Raw genomic sequence first — 17,521 nt, forward strand, 5'->3', positions numbered from 1 at the left:
AGTTATAGTAATTAATCTTTTTTGGTTAGTAATGTTTTTTTAGGTTTCTCTTTAATCAATTCATCTTCAAATAGCATGCGAACCGATGGCGTGTAACTATCGTCAAATTGTCCTTTTTTTATAGCTATTATAAAAGCGATAAAAAAAATGATAGCCACAATAATGCTTATCGTTAATAAAACATAAATAACACTCATACCTACTTGAAGTTATGGTTCAAAAATATCTCTATCTGTTTTTGTAAAAAATGACATTTGTCATATTTGGTAATATTCTTTTCTTTGTCATGAATTCACTAATTTTTTTATTATATATGGAATTCGTGTGGTTGTTTATTCTAATTTTCTTCCTACCATATTGGTCGCTAATGTTGTAAAAGCCACAATACTTATAGAACTTAAAGGCATTAAAATAGCTGCTACAACGGGGGCTAATTGTCCTGTAATAGCAAAATAAAGCCCGATACAGTTGTATATAAAAGATAATAAAAAACTCCATTTAATGATGTTAATGGCCATTTTTGATGCTTTTATATAATGGTGTAATTGATTGAATTTTGAGGCATCCAGTATGGCATCACACGCTGGTGAAAATACATTTACATTTTCTGAAATGGCGATACCTACATGACTTTGTGCTAGGGCACCGGCATCATTCAAACCATCCCCAATCATTAATACATTGGCACCTTCACTTTGATGATATTTAATATATTCTAACTTATCTTCTGGTTTTTGATTGAATAAAAGCTTGGTTTTTGTCGGTAATAGTTTTGTTAAATTATCTTTTTCCCCTTCATTATCTCCAGAAAGGATGACCAAATCATAATCTTGTTTTAAACTGTTGAAAAGTTGAGACAATCCTTTTCGGTAAGCGTTGTAAAATGTGAATTTGCCTTTATATGTATTATTGCTACTTATATGAACCGCTGTGTTTAATGTGACGGTTTCAGAAGTATAGCCCACAAAAGGTGCCGAACCAACTTTTATGTGATCTTTTTTGTGTTGGGCTTCAATACCTTTACCTAAATATTCATGATAGGTATCTAAAGTTAAAATGTCGTGTTCGTTTAAAAGCTCATATAGAGACCTGCTTAAAGGATGGTTGGAACCTCGCAAGGTACTTTTTAATAAAGCTTCTTCTTCTTTAGAAAGTGTAATGCCTTCATATTCAATTGCCGTTTCTTTGTTGGCAGTAATGGTACCGGTTTTATCAAAAATGATGGTGTTTATTTTAGCAAGTTGTTCAATAACGCTGGCGTTTTTAAGATAGCATTTTTTCTTACCAAGAATACGTAGCATATTTCCAAAAGTAAACGGTGCGGACAACGCCAATGCACATGGACAAGCAATAATTAAAACAGAAGTGAAAACATTTAATGCTTTGCTAGAATCTCTTGTTAACCAATAGCTAGTTGCAAAAACCGCAATTATTAAAATGCTTATGGTGAAACGTTTACTTATTTGGTTGGTGATGTTTGTAAAGGAAAGTTCTTTGTCTTTTTTAAAGACATCATTACTCCAAAGTTGGGTTAGGTAACTTTGTTCTACGGATTTTAATACATCAACCTCAATTATGCCATTAAGCTGTTTCCCCCCTGCATATAATTTATCACCAGATTGTTTTGAAATGGGTTCGGATTCGCCCGTAACAAAGCTATAATCTATACGAGCGTTTCCTTTTATTAAAATACAATCAACAGGAATGAGCTCTTCATTTCTAATTAAAAGACGGTCGCCTTTTTCAATATCATATACTTGAATGGATTCTTCTTTTCCTTCAGGTGTTATTTTAGTGATTCCTATAGGGAAATACGATTTGTAATCGCGTTCAAATGATAAAAATGTATAGGTTTTTTGTTGAAAAAACTTGCCAAGCAATAAAAAGAAAATAAGCCCGGTTAAACTATCAAAAAATCCAGAGCCAAGATTGAAAATTATATCAAAGGTGCTTCGAATAAAAAGTACAGAAACCCCCAATGCAATGGGAACATCTATATTTAAAATTTTAGAACGCAATCCTTTATAAGCCGAAACAAAATAATCATTACCTGAATAGAAAACCACAGGGAGGGAAAAAGCAAACATGAGCCACCTAAACATGGGTTTAAATTGCTCTAGCCAAAATTCGCCCACTTCAAAGTATTCTGGAAACGATAAAAACATAACATTTCCAAATGCAAAACCAGCAATACCTAGTTTGTAAATTAAGGACCTATCAATGTGTTTTTTTCCAACACTATAATCATCTAAACTGATAAAAGGTTCATACCCAATACTACTTAATAGCACAACTAGATTTTTTAATGAAAGCATTTCGGCATTAAAAGATACTCTAACTGTTTTTTTGCCAAAAGTTACGGTCGATGTGCTTATGGAAGGGTGTAATTTGTTGAGGTTTTCAAGAATCCAAATACAAGAACTACAGTGAATGTGTGGAATATATAAGGTAACAATTTGGGTTGCTCCATCATTAAACTCCAATAATTGTTCTATTATTTTGGTATTCTCTAAAAAGTTGTATTTGCCTTCAATCTCTTTTGGCGTGGCTCCAGGAGCAGATTGCAAATCGTAATAGCAGGTTAAATCGTTTTCAGAAAAAATTTGATAAACGGTTTTACAACCATGACAACAAAATGATTTTTCATCATAAACAATATGCGATGTTGAGGCATCTAAACCACAGTGAAAACAGGTTTGTTTGTCCATTTATTATTTGCTCTATTATACCTAGGGCAAATTTCAAAATTGGTAAACCTTTAAAATATGATATTTGTCATATTTTTAAACCCCAAATAAATACTTGGGTTGTTTAATGTGTTATTAATTTAAAGTGCTTTATGTGGTAACATCATCTTTATTTTTGAGGACAACATTTCAGCCGTAATAGTTTCAACTTCACCAAGATATTCACCATCAACTTGAAAAGGTACTTTCTTTTTGCAGTGTATCACTACTTTTTTTGTAGGGAAGCATTCTACAAATTCTGAATCTCTTTCCGAAGTTTCATCTAAGGTTTTTATAATATTGATAACATCCATTTTTTTGAAAAGTAATACTTCGAAAAGACCATCATCCATTTTCCCAGCTGGGTTTATAACAGCTCCTGTGCCAAATTGCTTAGCATTAGCAATTGCCAGCATGATGCCTTCTTTTTGTATTTCTTTTCCATGTATGTTTATGGAAAAATGATAAGGCAAATCGGACTCTAAAATAGTTGGTATGGTTTGTAACGCATATCCTAATTTTCCTCTCATAGAGGAGTTTTCGTAGTTTTTAATTAAATGGGCATTGATCCCCATATCGGCAATATGAAGGCAAAGGTGATTGTTTATAGAAATAACATCCATATCAATAAAATGATTCCCCAAAGTGATGTTAACCTGTTCTTCAAGGTTATCTGGTAAGTTAAAATTGGAAGCCAATCCATTTGCGGAACCTGCAGGGATGATGCCCATGCATACATTCGATTCTAAAATAGCTTTTGCTACTAGCTGTATGGTACCATCTCCACCGGCAACCAAGATCCTCTCAATAGATTTTTTATTTACAATATCTTTAATATGTTTTTCATCATCATTACCTGTTGTTTGATAAATTTCTAATGTGATATCATGTTTTAGAATGATATTTTGTATGTCTTTAATAATACTATCTTTTTCCGAACCACCAGAAATTGGATTGATTACCAATAGTAATTTAATTTTTGATTTCATTAAGCTTATATAATTGTTTAAAATTAACTAATTTGTCGGTTACTATAAGTAAATAAATTCTGAATTGGTAAAACTTGATTTAAAATTATACAGAGGGTATGTAAATGATGAGGAACTTGTTGTTTCTGGACATGTATTTCAATCCTGGGCTCCAGACAAATATCGTTTAGATAATAAAGGATTTAGGCATGCAGTATCGATTATTAATATGTTTAGAATAAAGCCATATTCCAATGCTTTGGTAACATTAAAATTTAAAAACCTTCAGGTAACTACAAAAACTTTAAATGATGGTTTTTTTAGATTTACATTGCCTTTTAATGAATCTCTTGAAAGTGGTTGGCATCCCTATGAAGTGACTTGTAAATTTCACGATTTTGGTATTGTGAATGTTGGAGAGATTTTAAAACCTTTTGAAAGCAGATTTGGGATTATCTCCGATATTGATGATACGTTTCTTATTTCTCATAGCAAAAGTTTTTTAAAAAAAATATATGTGCTTTTGTTTAGAAACATCAACAATAGAAAAATTTTTGAAGATGTCGTACAACATTATAAGGCATTAAGTATGGCAGGACAAACCAACGAAGTGGCGTCTAACTCTTTTTTTTATGTGTCGAGTAGCGAATGGAACTTGTATGAACTTATAGATTCTTTTGCAAGATTACATGAATTACCAAAAGCAGTTATCAAACTAAATAGTATAAAAGCTGGAATTTCAGATTTTCTATTTACAGGGCGTGGTAGCCACGATCATAAGTTTGTTAAAATAAAAGAAATTATTTCGTTTTATCCACATTTACAATATGTGTTACTTGGCGATGATAGCCAAAGCGACCCCTATATTTACGAACAAATTGTCAAGGTGTTCCCTAGAAACATCAAAGCTGTTTACATAAGAAAGACATCAAAGTCAAAAACCAAAGTACTTAGAGTTATTAAAAATATTGAGAGTTTAGGCGTATCTGTCTGTTATTTTAAATTTAGTAACAAGGCTATAGCACATTCAAAAGAAATAGGTATTGTTTAAAAACATATTCTGTTTTATTTCATCAAGGATTTACTTATTTTTGCCAAACTTCAATTTTAAGCATGTTTTATTTTAATTCATTTTCCTTTTCTTTAGCTAAAATATACGCTTTATACTTTGTCTGTTTAACCAAAGCTTATAACAATGATGTATCAGAACGATAAAGATGTGTTTAATGTACTTTTTGAGGCGGTATCAGAGGGTGTTATAGTAGTAGATGGCAATCAAAATATTGTGGCAACAAATATATCTGCAGAGAAGATGTTTGGTTATAATAGAGATGAACTTGTTGGTAGGCATCTTAATGTGTTAATTCCCCAAAACTATCATGCGGGTCATGCTGCCCATGTAGAAGGTTTTATGAAAAACAAGGAAAGCAGACAAATGGGGCATGGTCGCGATTTGTTTGGTGCTCACAAAAACGGTCACATATTCCCTGTAGAAGCTGGTTTAAATCCGTTAGAGATAGGAGGTCAGTCCTTTATTATGGCTTTGGTTATTGATATTACTATACGTAAAGAACAGGAGAAACAACTACAAGAATTAAATAATCAGTTAGAAAAAAAAGTTAATGAGCGTACTAAAGAATTAATTAAAACGGTTGAGGAATTAAAAACAGTAAATGTCGAACGTGATGCTGAAATTAAGAAACGAATTGAAGCCCAAAACAAAATAAAAAATGCTCTTAAAAAAGAAAAGGAGCTTAATGAACTAAAAACTAAATTTTTGTCATTGGTTTCCCATGAATTTAAAACGCCCTTAAGTGGAATTTTAACATCGGCTATGTTATTAGGAAAGTATAAGTTGACCGAGCAGCAAGAAAAAAGAGATAAACATATAAAGACCATTTCAGATAAAGTACACTACCTTAATAATATTTTAAATGATTTTTTGTCTATTGAAAAATTAGATACAGGTAAAATTAATTATAAGTTCAGTACGTTTAAAGTAAGTAAAGTGGTGAATGAAGTGGTTTACAATGCTAATATGCTTTTAAAAGAAGGACAGGAAATAAAGTATCCTGAAAATATTGACGATTACTCATTGTTTCAAGATGAAAAAATTGTAGAATTAGCATTGTCGAACTTGGTACATAACGCCATTAAGTATTCATCTGAAAACACTTTGGTAGATATTCAAATTAACCAAGATGATAAAAATACGACTTTTAGAATTAAAGATAATGGTATTGGAATTCCTCTTGCAGATCAAAAAAATATATTTAATCGCTATTTTAGAGCCGAAAATGCCCTGCTTACACAAGGAACTGGAATTGGTTTAAATATAGTAAAAAGTCATTTGGAGAATTTGGGAGGTACTATTAATTTTATAAGCGAAGAAAATAAAGGAAGCGAGTTTACATTTATATTACCCAATAAAGTGAAAGAATGAGAAAAATATTATTAATAGAAGACGATGTTATTTTAAGAGAAAATACGGCAGAATTATTAGAGTTGTCTGATTATGAGGTTGTAACAGCGCCTAATGGTAAGGTTGGTTTGACCATGGCAAAGCATAGCTTACCAGATATTATTGTTTGCGATATTATGATGCCAGAACTGGATGGTTATGGCGTTTTGGAAGCATTAGCAGAAAATGAACATACCAAACACATCCCTTTTATTTTTCTATCGGCAAAAACAGAGCGTAAAGATGTGAGAAAAGGCATGGATTTAGGTGCCGACGATTACATAACCAAACCTTTTGAAGAAGAAGAGCTTATAAGTGCCATAGAGAGCAGATTAGCAAAAGCAGCGATTTTAAAAGATAGGAAGGACATAGATAAACAAACGGAGCCTGTTGAAGAAGAACTTAGAAGCCTTAACGATCTTAAAAACTTTTTTGATGATAATGGAGAAACTATAAGCTTTTTACAAGGTGAAGTGATTTATGAAGAAGGACAAAACTCTAACCATATCTATTTAATTTCTAAAGGCTTGGTAAAGTGCCATAAATTAGATGAGCAAGGAAAAGATCTTACCACCGCTTTATATAAAGAAGATGATTTATTTGGTTATACTTCTTTCACACAAAACACCCCTTATCAAGAAACTGCCGCCGCTATACAGGATACCGTTTTAATTGGCATTTCCAAAAATGAACTTAAAGAAGTACTTAACAGCAATCATAAATTAACATTGGAACTTATACAATTACTTACAGATGATCTTACCATAGTAAAAGACCAATTATTGCAAATGGCCTATAGTTCTGCTAAAAAGCGAACAGCAAATACCATACTGAAATTTGCAGAAAAGCTCAACCGCAAACCAGAAGATGCTATTAGAATCTCTCGAAACGATTTAGCTAGTGTGGCTGGTATTGCATTAGAAAGCTTGATTAGAACACTATCAAGTTTTAAAGATATGGGCATTATTGAAATAGAAGGTAGAAATATTAAAATTTTAGACATTCATAAGCTTCAGCAAATAACCTAATTTATTGAAATTAAGACCTAATTATGATTTTGGTCATATTTCATTAATTGTCATGCCATTAATTTTGTTTTAATAAAGTAAATGGCATGAAGAATATTTTAATACCAACCGATTTTTCTGAAAACTCATGGAATGCCATAGAATATGCGCTTCATTTTTTCAGTAAATCATCATGTAATTTTTATTTATTGCATGTTACTACAAAAAATACCTTAGTAGAAACCGGTATGTCAAATATTCAAAATCAAGATGTTAGTTTTGAAACTTTGACTTTACCTTCAAAAAAGCTTTTGCAAGATAGTGTAAAGCGAATACATGAAAATTTTCCTAAAAATCCACTTCATAGATTTTTTACGATTTCAGATAATAATTATATTATCAATTCTATTAGAGAACAGGTTCTGCAAAAAAGGATCAATCTTATAGTGATGGGAACTAAAGGCGTAACCGATTTTAAAAAAACAGCAATTGGAAGTAATGCAGGGAATGTTATAACAAAGGTTAAATGTACCACTATGGTCATTCCAGAAAAAGCCAAGTATATAAAGCCTAAAGAGATTGTATTTCCAACCGATTTTTCGATTTTTTATCGCCCAGAAACCTTACAGCCCATACTGGATATTGTCGAGGCCAATAATGCTTCGATTAATGTTTTGCATGTTAATAAATATGGTTTAGAACTGAATGAAGACCAACAAAAAAACAAGGAATATTTAGATGATTATTTTAATAATTATAGCCATGGTTTCCATTATTTAACCAACAAGCATATAGAAGATGCCATACAGCAATTTGTTGACGATAGAAACATTAATTTGATAACTATGTTGGCTAAAAACCTAAATTATTTTCAAAAAATATTATTTCACCCAGCATCAAAAGACATTAATTATTATAAAAGAGTGCCTTTTTTAATATTACATTAAAATGTTTTTGGGAACACCAATATTATTTTTCAAAACGTAATCAAAATAACATGGGTAAGTGTGATCAATGCATAATAAAACAATTTAACGCGCTTAAATCTTTAACAAAAGAAGAGCTTGTTAGAATTTCTGCTTGCAAAACATCAATGACAATAAAAAAAGGAGATGTTATTTTTGAGGAAGGTGATTCTTTAAACGGTGTATATTGTGTGAAAAATGGTATTTGCAAACTTTCAAAATTAAGTTCTAACGGTAAAGATCAAATAGTTAAAATTGTAGTGAAAGGCGATTTGTTAGGGCAGCGTTCTCTTATTACAGAAGAAACAGCAAACTTACAGGCTATTGCTTTAAGCGACATGGAAATTTGCTTTATTCCAAAAAATGAAATCGTTAACGATTTAGTACATAACTCCAGATTTTCATTTGATGTTTTAAAGGAAATGGCACACGATTTAAAAAATGCGGATAATGTTATAGTCGATATGGCACAAAAAACAGTGAGACAACGGCTTGCTGAAACCATCATATATATACATGATAACTTTGGAACAAATCCCGATGGCACTTTAAGTGTACTACTGTCTCGCGAAGATTTAGCTAACATCGTTGGTACTGCTGTGGAATCAGCGATAAGAGTATTGTCTCAATTAAAAAAAGAAGGTTTAATATCTACTATTGGCAAGCGCATCAAGATTAATAATTTTGAAGGATTAAAACGTGTAGAATAGTTTACAATACGTATTTTTTAGTTGGTCATAGAAAAAATTAATACTTCCTTGACATTTTTTGGCTTAAAATAAAGTATTTTTATACTGCTATGGTGAATAAGAATACGTCAAGAAAAGGTTTCATATTTAAAAAATATGAAGCCCCAAATAAATCTCCTTTCGATACACTCTTCGAGATTTTTAAAGAACTCATTACGCATACTTCGGGCGATTTTGACGAAGCCATCGATTGGTTACGGGAATTGGATAAGGAGTATAAATTAACAACTCCAGAATATACTATCGACGATTTTGTTGAAGACCTGAAACAGAAAGGTTATATACGGGAAGAAATAGATTCAGATGGAAACAGTGGCGGCGGTATGGGTATTACAGCAAAAACAGAAAGGGCCATTCGTCAACAAGCACTAGACCAAATTTTTGGAAAAATAAAACGAAGCGGGCAAGGCAATCATAAAAGTAAAAGCCCAGGTTTAGGTGATGAACATACGGGTGATTTTAGAGATTATCAATTTGGTGATAATTTAGATAAGGTTTCGGTGACAGAGAGTCTGAAAAACGCTCAAATCAACCATGGAATTGGTGATTTTAGCTTGTCTGAAGACGATTTGGTTGTTGAAGAAACACTTCATAAATCCCAAATGAGTACTGTTTTGATGATAGATATTAGCCACAGCATGATACTTTATGGTGAGGACAGAATTACACCGGCCAAAAAAGTAGCCATGGCTTTAGCGGAATTAATTACGACCAGATATCCAAAAGATACCTTAGATATTTTAGTTTTTGGTAATGATGCTTGGCAAATAGAAATTAAAGATTTACCATATTTAAAAGTAGGGCCATATCATACAAATACCGTTGCTGGTTTACAATTGGCAATGGATTTACTTCGTAGAAAACGAAATACCAACAAACAGATTTTTATGATAACCGATGGTAAACCCAGTTGTTTGAGAATGCCAGATGGTCAATATTATAAAGATAGTGTGGGCTTAAATCCTTTTATTACCAATAAGTGTTATGCCATGGCGCAACAAGCCAGACGATTACATATTCCCATTACAACATTTATGATTGCACAAGATAATTATTTAATGCAGTTTGTTCGTGAATTTACATATGCCAATCAAGGCAAAGCTTTTTACACCGGCTTAAAAGGTTTGGGTGAAATGATTTTTGAAGATTACGAAACTAATAGGAAAAAGAGAATTAAAGGATAATTAATGAGCTGTTAGCCATTAAGTGTTAGCTTTTAGCTCGATATAATGACACTAAAAGCCAAAAGTAAACAGCCAAAACCTATAAAATGAAAGATATAAAAACTTTAGGAGAATTAAAAAAAGCAGGTTATAAATCGAAATATATAAAAGATGAACTACGAGATAACCTCATTCAAAAGATAAAGAATAAAGAAACCACTTTTGAAGGTGTTCACGGTTATGAAAATACCGTGATTCCAGAATTAGAGCGGGCTATTTTATCTCGACACAACATAAATTTATTGGGATTACGTGGACAAGCAAAAACGCGTTTAGCGCGATTAATGCTTAATTTGTTGGATGAATATATTCCTTATGTAGAAGGCTCAGAAATTAATGATGACCCGTTTCAACCTATTTCAAGATATGCCAAAGAATTGATTAATGAAAAAGGTGACAAAACGCCTATTTCTTGGTTACATAGAAGCGAACGTTTTGCTGAAAAATTAGCAACACCAGATGTTACTGTAGCAGATATTATAGGTGACGTGGATCCGATAAAGGCTGCTAATTTAAAATTAAGTTATGCAGATGATAGAGTGATTCATTATGGCATGATTCCTAGAGCCAATCGCTGTATTTTTGTGATTAATGAGTTGCCAGATTTACAAGCAAGAATTCAAGTAGCCTTATTTAATATTTTACAAGAAGGAGATGTACAGATTAGGGGGTTTAAGTTGAGGTTGCCTTTGGATATTCAATTTTTATTCACTGCAAATCCTGAAGATTATACCAATAGAGGTAGTATAGTAACTCCTTTAAAAGATAGAATTGGTTCACAAATTTTAACTCATTATCCAGCAGATATTGAAACGGCACGATTAATTACAGAACAAGAAGCTAGAGTTTTAGAAAGTCAAACACAATCTGTTAAAGTACCAGATTTGGCGAAAGATTTATTGGAGCAAATCGTATTTGAAGCACGAGAAAGTGAGTATATAGATGCTAAAAGCGGCGTGAGTGCCAGATTGAGCATTACAGCTTTCGAAAATTTATTAAGTACAGCAGAACGACGAGCTTTGAAGTCTGGTGATGACAAAACCACAGTGCGTTTAAGTGACTTTGTGGGCATCATTCCATCTATTACAGGAAAAGTGGAATTGGTTTATGAAGGTGAGCAAGAGGGTGCGGCTGTAGTGGCCTATAACTTAATAGGGGAAGCCGTTAAAACGTTATTTGAAGAGTCTTTCCCAAAAATTAGTAAACTTAAAAAACAAGATGAAGAAAGTCCGTATGATGATATTGTATCTTGGTTTTTCAATCAAAAAGATGGTTTTGAGTTACTAGATGAGATGACAGATAAAGAATATAAAGCGATTCTGGATAGCATTTCGCCTTTAGATGATTTATTAAGCGAATACCAACCAGATATCAATAAAGAAGATACTTATTTCGAAAAGGAGTTTGTACTTTGGTCATTAGTAGAACTTAAATTGCTTAGTAAATTTAGGTTTACTGAAGGTACCCAATTTAAAGACCCTTATGGAAGTTTTATAAGCGGCATTTAATACCATTTTAACATAAAAATTAATGTAAAAGTTGCTAAAATTTATTTTTGGCAACTTTTATCATATTCTCTTCAAATCAATATTCAAATTTAATAATCCATTCTTTAAAGTATTGATAATTTTAATTTCAATAAAAAAACAGCTCAAAACTAACGGGTTTTAACAGTAAAGTCGTTACACATCTATTTTTCGTTTTTTAAATTTTTCGTAACTTACAGCATAAGGCAGAAGCTTTTTTTTAAGTTTTTGCATGCTTTTTTACTATAACATTTTAATTTATCAAATGGAAGAAGAAAATATTAAAGCAAAGGATATAAAAATTTTATCTTTTGATATTGATAATACCTTAATAAATTTTCATACCCTTAAAAGTAATTTTACTAAAATCTGGAATCAATTTAAGCCCAAAGATATTTTACTTACTTACAATACAGGTCGATTAATAGATGATACTTTAAATTTAATCGATACTGGGATTTTGCCTGAGCCAGATTTTATAATTTCTGGTGTTGGGACACATATTTATGATTATAAAAACAAATCGGTTGTAAAAGAGTTTAATAACGTCTTGGACGATGGATGGGATTTAGTATCCGTAGAAAATCTTATTCAAGGTATTAATCATCCCATTAGCGAACAACCTGCTAAATATCAGCATGCTTATAAAAGAAGTTATTATTTCCACAATGCTAATTCCGATATTATTGAATCTATAGAGCAGGATTTTATTAAAGCCAATATGCATGTAAATGTAGTTTACTCAGGTGAAAAGTTTTTGGATATTTTGCCAAAGTGGGCTAACAAAGGGAATGCATTACAATGGCTTTTAAATAAGGTTGATTTAAAAGCTCATAATGTGTTGGTAGCAGGTGATAGTGGTAACGATTCTGCCATGTTTAACATGAATGGTATAAAAGGGATTGTAGTAGCTAATGCCCATGAAGAGCTATATAGATTTACTAAGCATAAAGAAGTCTATCATTCTGAATGTGAGAATGGAGATGGTATTATTGAAGGATTAATATATTACGGTATTTTACCGGAACAAGCAAAAATAGTAAAGGAAGACAATCACACAGATGATTATATCATTCAAAAAGAACTAAATAATATATCTGAAGAGGATGATAACGAAAAATTAGCTTTAATTCGGAAAGGTTATAGTAAAGCCATTGAAGCGTTAAGAAAAAATATTACACCTTTAGGTTTTTCAGCTTGTTCCATAAAAGATAATATTACACATGGTACCGACATTAATTATCATAGTGTTTGGGCTAGAGATGGAGCTATAACTGTTATAGGGTCTTTGTCGCTTATTCACGATAAAGACATTCATCAATGTCAGCGACAAACATTAATAACATTGTTTAGTCATATTTCCCGTAATGGTCAAATTCCTTCTAATGTTAGAATTCTAGATAATGTGCCAGATTATTCAGGAGTAGGGGGCATTTGTTCTATAGATAGTGGCATTTGGGTAGTTATCGCTTTTTATGAATATGTTCACGCTACAAAAGATATTGAATTTTTACGGGAATATATTTCAGACATTAAAGAAACCATGCGTTGGTTAGGAGCGCACGATAGTAATAATGATGCCCTATTGGAAATTCCAGAAGCTGGTGATTGGACCGACTTATTTGGAGGAAGCTACAATATACTTTATGATGAAATTCTTTGGTATCGTGCCAATGTATGTTTTGGTCGTATGCTGGAAATGCTAGGTAACTATGATGAAGCGGGTGAGCATATTCGTTGGTCTCAAGTTATTAAAAAGGAAATATTACAGAATTTTTGGCCATCAACGCAACAGAAATTATTTTCAGGGATTTCATTCGCAGAACGCCAGTTTACTTTGGGAGACACCTCTTATTTGATTGCCCAAACAACACCGTTCGATTTTAGTTGGCGTTGTGATGTTTTTGGAAATGTATTAGCTTTTTTACACGGGACTATAGATGCTGAAAAAGCGCATCAAACATTTAAATTTATGTTAGGTGTTGGGGTCAATGATCCATTTCCAGTCTCTAATGTATATCCTGTTGTTACCCCTGGAGATCCTGATTGGAAACCGTATTACACTGTAAACTTATTGAATTTGCCAAACCATTACCATAATGGAGGTATTTGGCCTTTTGTTGGAGGGTTTTGGGTTAAATTTATTAATAAGTTGGGGCTTAGGGATGTTGCTATTTCTGAGCTTTATAAGCTAGCTCAAATAAATAAAGAAGGTTTAACGGATGAATGGGAATTTACCGAATGGGCTCACGGAATTACGGGGAAAGCCATGGGTAAATCTTATCAAGCTTGGTCGGCAGCGCAATATATTTCTGCATGTCATGATTTAAAAATAATAAATTAACTAAAATATAAAAATATGAAATCGATATTAATGATCTCTTTACATGGATATGTTGGAGCTAATGCAGAACTGGGCAAACCAGATACAGGAGGACAGGTAGTTTATGTTTTAGAACTTGCCGAACGTTTTAGTAGACTTGGTAAAAAAGTCGATTTGGTGACTAGGCAGTTTGAAGATCAACCAGAGTACGATGTTGTAGATGAAAATTATAGTGTGTGGCGTATTCCTTTTGGTGGAAAAAAGTTCATTCGTAAGGAAGATATGCACGATCATCTTAAAAAGTTTGTAACCAATTGTTTGGCAGCCATAAAAAAAGAAAATAAAAAATATGACATTGTTTATACCCATTACTGGGATGCAGGTTGGGCTGGTCAAAAAATAGCTGAAGAATTGGGTATTTCACACGTACATACACCACATTCGCTTGGATGGTGGAAACGACATAGTATGGGAAGTGATATGGATGAAGATGAAATGGAAAAAACCTATCGTTTTAAAGAGCGCATTCGAAAAGAATACTTTGTATATCAAATGTGCAATTTTGTAATTGCAACCACCTTACCTCAAGTAGATTTATTAACAAAACAATATGATGTATTACCTCGAAATTGTGGCATGATTCCACCAGGGATTGATGAGAATCGTTTCTACCCAGTACCTTCCAAAGAAAATGATAAGGTTCGCTCTAAATATGATATTCATCCAAACGATATTTTAGCGTTGGGAAGAATGGCCCATAATAAAGGATATGATTTGCTTTTGCAGGCCTTACCAACGGTCATTCAACTTTGTCCTGAAGCACGTTTAGTAGCAGCTATTGGTGGAGACCAGTCTGATCAGGATAATGAAGGCATTAAAAAACTTAAAACATTAGCAGGAGAGCTGGGGGTTTTAGATAAAATTAAATGGAAAAATTATGTGGCAGATGAAGATTTAGCCAATGTGTATCGTTCTGCCAACATTTTTGCGATGCCTTCTAGATATGAACCTTTTGGAATGGTGGCTATTGAAGCTATGGCCTGTGGAACTCCTAGTGTCGTTACCGTACATGGTGGATTGTACGATTTAATAGATTTTGGTCATCAAGCCTTATTTGCAGATCCGCATAGTCCGGTAGAATTTGGGGCTATGATGTCTATGCCACTTTTATATCCTAAATTACGTAATGAATTATCGGTGGAAGGTGCACGTTTTGCCCGTCGCAATTTTGGGTGGACAGGTATAGCGAAACGTATCCTTGATAGATTCAATAATTCCATAAATCTGCGTTCTATGGAATCAAATATTTATACAAATTAGAAGAGACGGTTTTTGTTTTATCGACTGTCTCTACTTTTAATGTTGTCACCGCATAATTGAATAATTTCGGTTATGCGTTTTTTTCTGGTATCATCTCTTTTGGCTTGGTTTAGCCAATATAAATAGCTTTTTCTATAGGAAGGTGAAAAGCTTTGATAGTTTTCAAAGGCTATAGGATTTTTATTAAATGCTTGTTGTAAATCATCAGGAATAATACCTTTCTCAACAGCATCAAGTTCTGTCCAGCTTCCATTTTGTTTAGCAATTTCAATTTTAGCATGCCCACTTTCATGCATCAAATCATTTGAAATTAATTCTTCAATATATCTTTTGTTTAAAGCACTCCAAACACTTTTTTCATTTCTTGGTGTGAAATATTGTCTGCGCTTCCCGTCCCCCAAACTTTTAACAGTAGAATCTATCCAGCCATAACACAAAGCAACTTTTACGGCATCTTCCCAGCGCATACTATCATTTTCGTGGTCCACTTTATAAAAAATAAGATGAACTCCTTTTGAATGGCTATGGTTATGATGTAACCATTCTCGCCATTCGGCATCAGTTTTAAAATAATGCTCTTCTATTTCCAAAAAACTATAGCTTTTTAGTGTCTATATAAAAATTAGGATCTACTTTAAAACTGAAATTTTTATTTTTTAAAGACATGATTTTCCACTCTGATTGTGGATAAATCCATTGTTCTTTATCATTAATATTAACTTTAATAGGCATGTCAAATTTGTCTACAATGTTTGTCCATCTATATTTCAATTGATTGTTCTCCATGTTATATTCAAGCGTTGGGATTTTGGTGGTTCTTAAATACTGATTGAAAAATTCGGTTAAATCGATTCCCGATTGTTCACTTATATAATCTTCAATTTGTTTTGTTGTTACGGTTTGATGATAAAATGTTTTATTCAATCCGCGCAAAATTTGGCGCCATTTTTCATCATCTTCTATTAGTTGGCGTAAAGTATGTAACATGTTGGCTCCTTTATAGTACATATCTCCAGAGCCTTCTTTATTAACATTGTAAGGACCAATAATAGGCTTATCGTTTTGAATTTTTTTTCTAGTGCCAATAACATATTCAGCAGAAGCTTTTTTTCCGTAATAATAATCTAAAAACAGATTTTCAGAGTAAGCAGTAAAGCTTTCGTGTATCCACATGTCAGCAATATCTTTATCTGTTATATTATTTGCAAACCATTCATGTCCTGATTCATGTATGATAATGAAATCAAACTTTAAACCCCATCCAGTTCCAGATAAATCACTACCTAAATACCCCTTTGAATAATGGTTGCCATAGGTTACAGAACTTTGATGTTCCATACCTAAATAAGGGACTTCTACTAATTTATAGCCATCTTTATAGAAAGGATAGGGGCCAAACCAATACTCAAAAGCTTTCATCATTTTTGGGGCATCTTTAAAATGTTCTTTGGCTTTCTCTAGATTATCTCTTAGCACATAATAATCCATGTCTAGAAAGCCATTTTCCCCATCATATTTTTCTGAAAAATGCACATAATCTCCAATGTTGATATTAACACCATAGTTGTTTATTGGATTTTTAACTATCCAATTATATGTTTTTGTATCTCCAAATTGTTCCACACTTCTTAATCTTCCATTTGAAACATCCATTAAATCTTTAGGCACGTTTACACTTATTAGCATACTATCGACTTCATCGTACATATGGTCTTTATTTGGCCACCAAACACTCGCCCCTAAACCTTGACAAGATGTAGCGATAAAATCATTTCCATTTGCGTCTTTTTTCCAAGATAGACCGCCATCCCAAGGAGCATTTATAGCTTCTTTGGGATGTCCTTCATAATATACATCTAAGCTGTTGATATCACCAATTTTTTGATTGTCTATTAGCGTGATAAAATGAGCGTTTTCTTCATCTCTAACGTGTAGTTCTTTTCCATTTTGAATAATTTTAGTTATTTTCATGGGTGGTTGTAAGTCAATCTGCATCACTGAATAGTCTTGCAATACTTTATATTGAATGGTGTTTTTACCTGAAATAAATTTATTGTCAGGATCAACCTTAATATCTAAATGATAATATGTTAAATCCCACCAAGCACGCTCAGGAGTTATACTACCTCTTAAAGTATCTTGTCTTGTGAAATTATTTTTTTCTGAAAGCAATCCTTGAGCTTTCACCTTTATTGTTGAAGAAAATAAAAAAATAACTAATATTCCTAATAAACGTGTCATCATGTTTTTAAA

Annotated in this window: 14 protein-coding genes; 9 read left to right on the plus strand and 5 right to left on the minus strand. The window is 32.5% G+C overall.

From position 1 onward, the window contains the following. Positions 1–11: 11 nt before the first annotated feature. The 3 genes from ccoS to DKT72_RS01200 all read right to left on the minus strand — a co-directional run bounded on the left by ccoS (position 12) and on the right by DKT72_RS01200 (position 3,715). Complete coding sequence (ccoS, locus tag DKT72_RS01190) at positions 12–197, minus strand: cbb3-type cytochrome oxidase assembly protein CcoS (protein WP_111306887.1); 186 nt, start codon at positions 195–197, stop codon at positions 12–14. Between the two features lie 135 nt (positions 198–332). Next, the gene (locus DKT72_RS01195; protein ID WP_111306888.1) at positions 333–2,708 is read right to left on the minus strand and encodes a heavy metal translocating P-type ATPase; all 2,376 of its coding nucleotides are present in this window, start codon (positions 2,706–2,708) and stop codon (positions 333–335) included. Positions 2,709–2,827: 119 nt separating this feature from the next. Beyond that, positions 2,828–3,715 carry a diacylglycerol/lipid kinase family protein gene (locus tag DKT72_RS01200; protein WP_111306889.1) on the minus strand — a complete coding sequence of 296 codons (888 nt, stop codon included), beginning with the start codon at positions 3,713–3,715 and terminating at the stop codon, positions 2,828–2,830. Between the two features lie 64 nt (positions 3,716–3,779). Between DKT72_RS01200 and DKT72_RS01205 the strand changes: the two genes are divergently transcribed. The 9 genes from DKT72_RS01205 to DKT72_RS01245 all read left to right on the plus strand — a co-directional run bounded on the left by DKT72_RS01205 (position 3,780) and on the right by DKT72_RS01245 (position 15,268). Further along, complete coding sequence (locus tag DKT72_RS01205; protein ID WP_220628057.1) at positions 3,780–4,745, plus strand: App1 family protein phosphatidate phosphatase; 966 nt, start codon at positions 3,780–3,782, stop codon at positions 4,743–4,745. 147 nt (positions 4,746–4,892) lie between these two features. Beyond that, positions 4,893–6,137, plus strand: coding sequence for a sensor histidine kinase (locus DKT72_RS01210; RefSeq protein WP_111306891.1), 1,245 nt, complete (start codon positions 4,893–4,895; stop codon positions 6,135–6,137). Then, positions 6,134–7,183: a response regulator gene (locus DKT72_RS01215; protein ID WP_111306892.1), complete on the plus strand. Its 1,050-nt coding sequence runs from the start codon at positions 6,134–6,136 to the stop codon at positions 7,181–7,183. The genes DKT72_RS01210 and DKT72_RS01215 overlap by 4 nt, the downstream gene beginning before the upstream one ends. An 86-nt stretch (positions 7,184–7,269) precedes the next feature. Next, positions 7,270–8,109 carry a universal stress protein gene (locus DKT72_RS01220; RefSeq protein ID WP_111306893.1) on the plus strand — a complete coding sequence of 280 codons (840 nt, stop codon included), beginning with the start codon at positions 7,270–7,272 and terminating at the stop codon, positions 8,107–8,109. Positions 8,110–8,159: 50 nt separating this feature from the next. Further along, positions 8,160–8,837, plus strand: a complete 678-nt coding sequence (locus tag DKT72_RS01225) for a Crp/Fnr family transcriptional regulator (protein ID WP_111306894.1) — start codon at positions 8,160–8,162, stop codon at positions 8,835–8,837. A gap of 89 nt (positions 8,838–8,926) precedes the next feature. Beyond that, complete coding sequence (locus DKT72_RS01230) at positions 8,927–10,060, plus strand: vWA domain-containing protein (protein WP_111306895.1); 1,134 nt, start codon at positions 8,927–8,929, stop codon at positions 10,058–10,060. Positions 10,061–10,146: 86 nt separating this feature from the next. Continuing rightward, positions 10,147–11,607, plus strand: coding sequence for a MoxR family ATPase (locus DKT72_RS01235; protein WP_111306896.1), 1,461 nt, complete (start codon positions 10,147–10,149; stop codon positions 11,605–11,607). 283 nt (positions 11,608–11,890) lie between these two features. Next, positions 11,891–13,969, plus strand: a complete 2,079-nt coding sequence (locus DKT72_RS01240; protein WP_111306897.1) for an HAD-IIB family hydrolase — start codon at positions 11,891–11,893, stop codon at positions 13,967–13,969. 15 nt (positions 13,970–13,984) lie between these two features. Continuing rightward, positions 13,985–15,268, plus strand: a complete 1,284-nt coding sequence (locus DKT72_RS01245; protein WP_111306898.1) for a glycosyltransferase — start codon at positions 13,985–13,987, stop codon at positions 15,266–15,268. Positions 15,269–15,285: 17 nt separating this feature from the next. On the opposite strand, the gene DKT72_RS01250 is transcribed toward DKT72_RS01245, so the two are convergent. Further along, positions 15,286–15,858: a YdeI/OmpD-associated family protein gene (locus DKT72_RS01250; RefSeq protein WP_111306899.1), complete on the minus strand. Its 573-nt coding sequence runs from the start codon at positions 15,856–15,858 to the stop codon at positions 15,286–15,288. A gap of 4 nt (positions 15,859–15,862) precedes the next feature. Next, positions 15,863–17,509: a M1 family metallopeptidase gene (locus DKT72_RS01255; RefSeq protein WP_111307042.1), complete on the minus strand. Its 1,647-nt coding sequence runs from the start codon at positions 17,507–17,509 to the stop codon at positions 15,863–15,865. Between the last annotated feature and the right edge of the window lie 12 nt (positions 17,510–17,521).

This window comes from Confluentibacter sediminis, from assembly GCF_003258355.1.
Taxonomy (GTDB): Bacteria; Bacteroidota; Bacteroidia; order Flavobacteriales; family Flavobacteriaceae; genus Confluentibacter; species Confluentibacter sediminis.